The organism is uncultured Legionella sp. (assembly GCF_937871865.1).
In the GTDB taxonomy this organism is placed as follows: domain Bacteria; phylum Pseudomonadota; class Gammaproteobacteria; order Legionellales; family Legionellaceae; genus Legionella.
This window is the reverse complement of the sequence record NZ_CALMPD010000208.1, coordinates 1-7,875: the sequence shown is the minus strand read 5'-3', so window position 1 is coordinate 7,875 and position 7,875 is coordinate 1. Positions and strand designations below refer to the sequence as shown.

The window sequence follows — 7,875 nt, the reverse complement described above, 5'->3', positions numbered from 1 at the left end:
AAGAATTTTAATGAGTTTTAGTTAGGAGGCAAGGTGCTGTGCGTAAGGTGAGTAAATAATATCATCTCTAATCCTGAAGAATTCATTCTTTACTTGTTCAGTAAGTAGAATATTTATTTCTTTACTTTCAAGTAGAACATATATTTTCTTGAAATTTTCTAAATCTTCACTTGAAAGGCGATAAAGACTCGTCAGTATATTAGTATCAATAAATACATCCATTTTTTTATCCTCAAATCAATATGTCTCTTAAGTGTAGATAAAATATTGATGCTTAGAATGGATTAGCTAAAATGAAAGCCTGCCATGTATTCATAAATACTCTAAGATAATTTCAATAAATGATTCTAAGTTAGATAACTACTGGCTAAGTTGTTGCTTTTTAATAAGACACAACTTGTTTTGTGTAACCTGAAACGATTATCTCAAGACACAAGGGGGCTAGAGTCTCGCAGAGGTGACACAACTATATTATTTCCTTTCCCTCTGCGATATTAAGGAGTTTAGGAAAGCATAAAACGGATGCTTTACGGCCACTTCCTTCTCGTAACACAGATAAAATATTTTGATCTTTCAGTTGCTTAAGTAAAGCCATCGCAGTTTTTTTATTAATTTTTGAACGGGTAATAAAGTCTGTTGTATCAAAGATTGGTCTATCAAAAACAGCATCAAGGAGGTGAATCGTATATTGAGAGTGTGTAATGTCGTATATGGTACTCTTCATATCAGCGTACAGTCCCATAATAGCCTTAACTTTCAGGCTATTGAGCTTTGCTTGTTCGGTAATCGCTTGCAAGAAAAAGACGATCCATCCATTCCAGTCACCATCCTGTGAGATACTTTTTAAGCGTTGATAGTATTCCTCTCGGTGATTTTCCAAGTAAGCACTTAAATAAAACATGGGTTGGGATAATTTCTTTTTTTGATAGAGAAAAAGAGGGATAAGAATACGGCCTATACGTCCATTGCCATCTTTAAATGGATGCAATAATTCAAATTGGGCATGCATAACAGCGGCTTGTAGCAGCAAATCAATATCGTTAGATTCAACATACTTTTGCCATGCTTCGAGATATGTTTGTAGCTGCAGCGGGGAGGGAGGTACAAAAGAAGCCTGATCCATTGAGCATCCAGCTCGGCCAATCCAGTTTTGATCTTTTCGAAATTCACCCGGGGTTTTGTCCTGCCCTCGTACACTATTCAATAAAACCTTATGTAGTTCTTTAACAAAAGATAAACTAAGAGGTCGCTCCTCCAGATAATAATGTGCTGAGCGTAATGCTTCACGATAGTTAACAATTTCTTGAATATCTTTGAATTTCTCGCCTTCCTTAAGCAGCCCAGCTTCTTGTTCTAATACCTCATCAACAGTAGCTTGAGTACCTTCAATTTTAGAGGAGAGCACCGCTTCTTCATTTGTTAAAGGTGAAAGCATAACGGAAGGATTAACAATGCCTTGAAGTAATCCATCATATCTTGCTAATTCTGCATTAGCATTGCCAACCACAGAGAAAAGCATTTGATAGTCTAGATTTTCTAAAGGCAATGTGGCTGGTTCATAAGGGCGCATACAGATTATTCCTTCAAGGTATCTATTTGTTTGTAATCAAAGAAGTTGTTTATTCTATTAAACATTATTGAAACAGTATAGGTGGTATATGATTTAATTCATTAAAGTGGCTAGTAAATGCCTTGGTTATCCCTGTGGTTATCCCAAGAATTAAATTTTGAATGGTTTGTTTGCTCTCCTTTACGTAACCCATTGATTTCATTGGCGTCCCGGAGAGGATTCGAACCTCCGACCTGCCCCTTAGGAGGCAGGATTTTTTAAGTTTTTCCTAATCCAAATAAATCCAATATTCCTTATATATCAAGCTATTTGATATATTGTCTTATCCAGGTTTGTCCGATAAAATGCGCCTGTGTCCAACTATTTTTAGGTACCCAGTTGGGTACCCGAAATACGCAAAAATAATAACAAGGAGCAGTAATGATACAACAGCTAACCGATCCTTCCTATGGTATCTTTTTTGAGAATCTGAAAAAACACGTGGAGTCCTCTCGTTATCGAGCAGCCCTTCAAGTTAATCAAGAGTTGATTCTGCTTTATCATCATATTGGAACTCAAATTTTGAAGTCTCAAGAAGAGCGTGGATGGGGTGCAAAGGTTATTGATCGACTCAGTCATGATTTAAAAAATGCTTTTCCTGAAATGAAAGGTTTCAGTCTTCGTAACTTAAAGTATATGCGTAAGTTTGCTGAAATATATCCGGATATTGAGTTTGTGCAGCAGCTGCTGCACAAATTACCTTGGTTTCATATAGCTACTATTTTAGATAAGTGTGAAGAAAAAGATGTTCAAATTTTTTATATCACCAAAGTAGCAGAACATGGATGGTCACGTAATTTTTTATCAATTCAAATTGAAAAAGCACTGCATCGCCGTGAAGGCCAATCTATTAATAACTTTAAGGATAAACTTCCGTCTCCTTTATCAGACTTGGCCCATTCTACTTTAAAAGATCCATATATTTTTGATTTTTTGGGCATTGGTGATGAAGCACAAGAGAGGGCTGTCGAAAAAGGGTTAGTTCAACACATGGAGCGCTTTTTACTTGAATTAGGCGCGGGCTTTGCTTTTGTCGGTCGACAATATCATTTGGAAGTCAGCAAACGAGACTATTATATTGATTTACTTTTTTACCATCTCAAATTGCGCTGCTTTGTGGTTATTGAATTAAAAGATAAAGAATTTAAACCAGAATACACTGGGAAATTGAATTTTTATCTATCTGCTGTGGATGATTTAGTAAAGCATCCCAGCGATAATCCATCAATTGGTCTAATTTTGTGTAAAACCAAAGATAATGTAACGGCAGAATATGCGTTACGAGATATCAATAAGCCAATCGGGCTTGCTGAATATAAATTATCAGAAGCCCTACCCGAAGAAATCAAAACGAACCTCCCAACGATTGAAGCGTTAGAAGCTGAATTAGCAAAAGAATTGAAAGTGGGTAAATAAAGCAAAAGCACTTGTAATTACTCGATTATAGATTTGGGAGTCAGTGACTCCCAAATTGAAAAATAGGAATAAATAAAATTGTGCAGACGTTATCTGCACTAATGTGAAGGTATTTATCATATGAACAAAAAATTTCCAGAAAACAAACTAATCATTCGCAATAGTACTGCTGAGTTCCTTATTTTTACACAACAAGCAGGGGAGAGTGGCATTGAGGTACGTTATGAAGAGGGTTCTATTTGGCTAACTCAAAAGCTGATGGCTGAGTTATTTGATGTTGATAGGCGAACAATAGGTGAACACATACAAAACATCTATTCTAGCGGCGAATTACAAGAAAAAGCAGTTAGCCGGAAATTCCGGCTAACTGCCAGTGATGGCAGAAACTACAATACGCAGTTTTATAATTTGGATGCAATCATATCCGTTGGATATCGAGTTAACTCCAAGCGAGCAACGCAATTTCGCCAATGGGCAACTCAAGTATTGAGTGAGTTTGCAATCAAGGGTTTTGTTCTGGACAAAAAACGATTAGAGAATGGTAGTTTTCTTGGTGAAGACTATTTTGAGCAGTTGCTAGAAGAAATAAGGGAAATTCGTCTCAGCGAACGTCGCTTTTACCAAAAAATCACAGATATTTATGCGACCAGTGTTGATTACAATAAAAATGCACCTACTACCCGAGAGTTCTTCGCAAAAGTGCAAAATAAATTGCATTATGCGATTCATGGCCATACTGCATCAGAGCTTGTGCTTGAGCGAGCTGATAGTAGCAAAGCACATATGGGGCTTACCAGTTGGGAGGGTAGTCCGAATGGAAAAATTCTTAAGACGGACGTGTCTGTTGCAAAAAATTATTTGAATGCAGAGGAATTGGATTCTCTTGGTCGTATAGTTAATGCCTATTTGGAGTTAGCAGAAGATCGCGCTAGACGTAAAATTCCTATGACAATGGAAGACTGGGCTACGCGCTTAGACAAATTTCTTGAGTTTGATGAACGTGATGTATTGCAAAATGCAGGAAAAATTAGCGCAAAAATTGCTAAAGATCATGCTGAAAGTGAGTTTGAAAAATATCGCATCATACAAGATCGTCATTTTGAATCCGATTTTGATAAAGAAATGAAGGCAATCGAAGAGCAAGTGCAATCTCAGAATATGCAGAGTGAATGAGTCTGGTGAATTCGGGAGACAGTGTCTCCCGAATTGGAAAATAGAAATAAATGAAATTGTGCCGAGAGCATCTGCACTTATGCAAGTTGAACTGTTAAAAAATTCTTAATAGTTCAAAAAGAAGGTGAGGGACAAGTTTCTCGTAGCGTTGATCATTAATGAAAATGAAAAATATTAAATTTGGATTAAAAATGAAAAAAATTTTAGCTGGCCTATTAATCGTTTTATTGGGCTTTATGGGTTGGCAGCATCAAACGATAACTAGATTGTATCAAGGGGCAATGAGTTATATAACAAACAGAAACCATACTACTTTTTATCAATTAACTAATAATAAATCCATACAAGATATTTCAGAGCAATTAAGTAAAGATTTAAGTATACCAATCGAGCTTAGACAACCATTACTTGAGAAAAAAAGAAAGATATTCATTTTTAAATATCTAAGTGATGGGCATGAAGTAGCAGGGTATTTAAGCTTAATTACTACTGGTGAGCATCCTTTAGTACTATTTTTAAGAGGTGGCAATGGTAACTTTGGAATACTTCGCCCTAATAATACATTTTCTTTCTTAGATGGGTATAACACCATTGGCACCTTATATCGAGGAAATATCTATAAAGGTGTAGATGAGTTTGGTGGTGACGATATAAATGATGTCGAAAATTTAATTAAATTTATCCCTCAACTAGAACAGTATTCCGAAAGCCGCTTAAAGCCTCCTTTTGCTATGATTGGAGTTAGTCGTGGTGCTATGGAAATGTTTACTTCATTAAGCCGCAGTGCTTTAGTTAAATCTAGCGTGAACAAAGCAATCTCTATATCTGGTAATGTTGATTTAAAAACCACTGTAGCATTACGTCCTGAAATGAAACGTATGTTTGAGAGCAAATTTCAAGAACAAAAAAAGTTTAATAATTTTGATGAGTGGTTGAATGCTCGAAATCCAGTTTCATTAGTAAACCAGCTAAAACCATCATTAGAAGTCTTACTATTTTATGGCCTTAATGACAATCTAGTAGATATAACGGAGCAAAGGCATTTATATAGTGAGCTTCAAGCTAATAATATAAAAACAAAATTTATTAAGATTCCAGGGGCTGGCCATGGTATGGATGGGGCTATTTCCAAAGTTAAGAACATTATAGTGGAGTTTCTTCAATCTCCCTAAGTAATAATCTTTAGGGTTAATACGAACATCTATTTGTGCAACGCAGCGTTGCACAAATTCCTCTAATGAAAAGGTCAACAAGCCGTTGACCAATTTGGGAGACACTGTCTCCCAAATTATAAATTTGTAATAGTGCAAGCACCTCTTGCACTAATTATGCAGCAAGCTGCTGCACAAATTAAATTTTAAAGTGGCCAATTCGGGAGTCAGTGACTCCCGAATCTTGCAACGTAGCGTTGCAAAATTGATTTATCAGGAAAATATATGGGAAAACTAAATTCTAAAGATGTAGATAATGCAGAGCCACGGGATAAAGAATATAAATTACATGATGGTGAGGGGTTGTTTTTAAGAGTGCGTCCAAGTGGTGCAAAGAGTTGGTTATTTTCTTACAGAATGCCTGGGAGTAAATCTCTAATTCGTATGACTATAGGCACGCCTAAAGATTTTGGTATAAAAAAAGCACGCAATAAAATTCGAGAGTTACAACGTTTTGTTGATGATGGTATTGATCCTCGAAATGCAAAAGCTGCTGCTATTGCTGAAAATTTGCAAGCTATCACCATGCAGGTGTTATTTGATCGTTGGATTGAACATGAAAAAATAACAAAACGTGTTACGCCAAACTGGATTAAGCACCATGAAGATCGTTGGCGACTCCATCTCCAAAAACCGTTAGGCAATATATTAGCTAAAGATATTACACGTGCGCATTTATCAATGGCATTGGATGCTATGACGCGTAAAGGGATCAAAGAAGAAACTAGAAAAGCTTTATCTTCCCTTAATTTGATGATGGATTATGGTCTCAAAAGGCATTTAGTTGATCAAAATCCAGCTCGTTTATTAAAACCAAAAGATTTTGCAGCGACAGCAGGTAAACCACGTGATCGCGTTTTATCATTGGAGGAATTACAACGATTGTGGGTAGTGTTGGATCAAGCTACAGCAGTTAACAAGTTTGATGAGAATATATCATCAATGTCTATTATTACCGCTAGTGCCATTAAATTACTGATTTTGACTGGCGCACGCCGTAGTGAGGTTGCAGCTATAAGCTGGCAAGAGCTAGATCTTGAGGCTGGTATTTGGATATTACCTTCAGAAAGAACTAAAAATCGCCAGGCGCACACGATTTATCTTTCAGATTTAGCACTCAAAATTATTCGTTTCTTACAACCTATAACAGGTCATTCAATGTTTGTTTTTGATACTGGTAATTATAAAGAAAATGGGCATATTCATCCTGACACATTAACGGGAGTTATTGGACGATTAAGAGGAACATCAAAAGGGCTAAAAAAGAAAATTATCCAAGATGCGCCATTGGCTGATGTTAAGCCTTTTAGTATTCATGATCTGCGAAGATCAGCAGCAACAGCATGGGGTGAATATTTGAAGACAGAACCACATGTGATCGAACGGATGTTGAACCACCAGCCATTGAATAAATTAGTGGCGACTTATCAACGTGCTGTTTATGCAGAAGAGCAGAAATCAGGATGGTTAAAGTGGGGTAATCTATTAAAAACGGTGTGTTATGAAAGAATTATTAAAGAAAATGAAAAATACGGACACTTGGTATAGAGAGGACATAGGTAAGGTATTAGCCTACAATAATCTTAAAATTGGTGATGAACAATTTTTTAATCAAGCAATTTATCAAGCTCAAGAAGCTAAATTAATTGAACCTATTTCAATTCCTAGGCAAACCAACAGCTATTTTAATCCAGGAGCAGATTTACAAAGATATAATTATCAATATAAGCCGGCAGAGATTATTAATTGGATAAAAAGTAAGAAATGGAATTTACCCCAAGCTTTCTTAAAATTAGTACAAAATGAAACAATATCCATTGTAACATCAGAATTAGAGCTACTTCAAAAAAGCCCTTCTTGGAGTCGACTAGCAACATTAGTCATCAATGCTATTTCTAAATATAGAAAACAGGAATTAGACAGAAAAAAAATGATGAAAAAAGAAAATTTAAATGATTGGATAAAACAAAATGTGGAAACAACGGAAAATATAATAATAACCGATCGTGAAGCTGAATTTATTAAAAAAGTTCTGTCAGACATTTTTGAATAAATCATATAAATCAATAAGTTAATCTTGTCCTGTAGCTTGTCATATGACAATTGCTGTGACAAATTTTTACATCAATTACGCTTTGCCATTCCGCTGATAACGACCAATATGGTCTAAGAGAGAGTGTATGGCAAATATTCCTGAAACAGGATTTCTTCGATTATCTCAAATTATAGGTAATAAAAAATTAATACCTCCGATTCCTGCATTAATTCCTGTTAGTAAATCCACATGGTGGGAAGGAATTAAATCAGGACGATTTCCTCAACCAGTAAAAATTAGCCCAAGGGTAACTGTCTGGAGGGTAGATGATATTCGTTCATTCCTAAAAAAAGAATCTTTTGGCTATGAGTCAATGTGACGTGGTCAAGCAAATGCACACACCTAGTTAAGCCACTTTTTTCATTTTTGCC

Annotated in this window: 8 protein-coding genes; 6 read left to right on the top strand and 2 right to left on the bottom strand. The window is 35.9% G+C overall.

Annotation, left to right across the window (positions count from 1 at the left end):
- Positions 1-21 precede the first annotated feature (21 nt).
- A complete protein-coding gene (locus Q0495_RS11200) occupies positions 22-222 on the bottom strand; it encodes a PIN domain-containing protein (RefSeq protein ID WP_298626242.1) in 201 nt (66 codons plus the stop codon).
- Between the two features lie 244 nt (positions 223-466).
- Positions 467-1,570 (bottom strand): Fic/DOC family N-terminal domain-containing protein, encoded by a 1,104-nt coding sequence (locus Q0495_RS11195; RefSeq protein ID WP_298626239.1) that lies wholly within the window; start codon positions 1,568-1,570, stop codon positions 467-469.
- Between the two features lie 420 nt (positions 1,571-1,990).
- Here Q0495_RS11195 and Q0495_RS11190 point away from each other — a divergent pair, with 420 nt between their 5' ends.
- From Q0495_RS11190 to Q0495_RS11165, 6 genes are all read left to right on the top strand, one after another.
- Positions 1,991-3,025: a PDDEXK nuclease domain-containing protein gene (locus tag Q0495_RS11190; RefSeq protein WP_298626236.1), complete on the top strand. Its 1,035-nt coding sequence runs from the start codon at positions 1,991-1,993 to the stop codon at positions 3,023-3,025.
- 120 nt (positions 3,026-3,145) lie between these two features.
- A complete protein-coding gene (locus Q0495_RS11185; RefSeq protein ID WP_298626233.1) occupies positions 3,146-4,198 on the top strand; it encodes a virulence RhuM family protein in 1,053 nt (350 codons plus the stop codon).
- 158 nt (positions 4,199-4,356) lie between these two features.
- Positions 4,357-5,370, top strand: a complete 1,014-nt coding sequence (locus Q0495_RS11180; RefSeq protein ID WP_298626231.1) for a prolyl oligopeptidase family serine peptidase — start codon at positions 4,357-4,359, stop codon at positions 5,368-5,370.
- 264 nt (positions 5,371-5,634) lie between these two features.
- Positions 5,635-6,957: a site-specific integrase gene (locus Q0495_RS11175; RefSeq protein ID WP_298626228.1), complete on the top strand. Its 1,323-nt coding sequence runs from the start codon at positions 5,635-5,637 to the stop codon at positions 6,955-6,957.
- The gene (locus tag Q0495_RS11170) at positions 6,911-7,462 is read left to right on the top strand and encodes a hypothetical protein (RefSeq protein WP_298626225.1); all 552 of its coding nucleotides are present in this window, start codon (positions 6,911-6,913) and stop codon (positions 7,460-7,462) included. The genes Q0495_RS11175 and Q0495_RS11170 overlap by 47 nt, the downstream gene beginning before the upstream one ends.
- 127 nt (positions 7,463-7,589) lie before the next feature.
- Complete coding sequence (locus Q0495_RS11165; protein ID WP_298626222.1) at positions 7,590-7,823, top strand: AlpA family transcriptional regulator; 234 nt, start codon at positions 7,590-7,592, stop codon at positions 7,821-7,823.
- Positions 7,824-7,875: the final 52 nt, after the last annotated feature.

What these genes read in the sequence shown, in the direction of transcription:
- Q0495_RS11200 (WP_298626242.1), bottom strand. Translation starts at nt 222, where the DNA reads ATGGATGTATTTATTGATACTAATATACTGACGAGTCTTTATCGCCTT.
- Q0495_RS11195 (WP_298626239.1), bottom strand. Translation starts at nt 1,570, where the DNA reads ATGCGCCCTTATGAACCAGCCACATTGCCTTTAGAAAATCTAGACTAT.
- Q0495_RS11190 (WP_298626236.1), top strand. Translation starts at nt 1,991, where the DNA reads ATGATACAACAGCTAACCGATCCTTCCTATGGTATCTTTTTTGAGAAT.
- Q0495_RS11185 (WP_298626233.1), top strand. Translation starts at nt 3,146, where the DNA reads ATGAACAAAAAATTTCCAGAAAACAAACTAATCATTCGCAATAGTACT.
- Q0495_RS11180 (WP_298626231.1), top strand. Translation starts at nt 4,357, where the DNA reads ATGAAAATGAAAAATATTAAATTTGGATTAAAAATGAAAAAAATTTTA.
- Q0495_RS11175 (WP_298626228.1), top strand. Translation starts at nt 5,635, where the DNA reads ATGGGAAAACTAAATTCTAAAGATGTAGATAATGCAGAGCCACGGGAT.
- Q0495_RS11170 (WP_298626225.1), top strand. Translation starts at nt 6,911, where the DNA reads ATGAAAGAATTATTAAAGAAAATGAAAAATACGGACACTTGGTATAGA.
- Q0495_RS11165 (WP_298626222.1), top strand. Translation starts at nt 7,590, where the DNA reads ATGGCAAATATTCCTGAAACAGGATTTCTTCGATTATCTCAAATTATA.